This is a genomic window from Bacillus sp. HY001, from assembly GCF_007558965.1.
In the GTDB taxonomy this organism is placed as follows: Bacteria; Bacillota; Bacilli; order Bacillales; family Bacillaceae_G; genus Bacillus_A; species Bacillus_A mobilis.
Map to the genome: position 1 here is coordinate 1 of NZ_VLTE01000207.1, position 281 is coordinate 281.

The following is a 281-nucleotide window of genomic DNA, read 5'->3' on the forward strand; positions in this document are numbered from 1 at the left end:
GACCACCCTTTATCCTCTGATAATTCTGTATGAACAAAATCCAAACCATAAAATGCATGATCTTTATTTTCTATACGACCAAATAAATGTGCTTTACACTCTTTACAAAAATGTCTTTGAATTGCTGCTGTTTTATCAACAATCTCTAACTTATGGCCGTTACTAATGACATGAACTTTGTCACGAGGTACTACAGCTACTATAGAAAAAATGGATTCTTCTGGTTTCCAGCACTTAGAACAACCACATGCATGGTTGTGCATTGTTTGCGAATCTACCTT

The 281-nt window shown here is 35.2% G+C and carries 1 protein-coding gene; it reads right to left on the bottom strand.

All coding sequences use genetic code 11. The features are described 5' to 3' along the window. Positions 1-263: GFA family protein (locus FOT98_RS30465; protein ID WP_260851153.1), on the bottom strand; the 263-nt coding region annotated here is incomplete at its 3' end. Positions 264-281 lie beyond the last annotated feature (18 nt).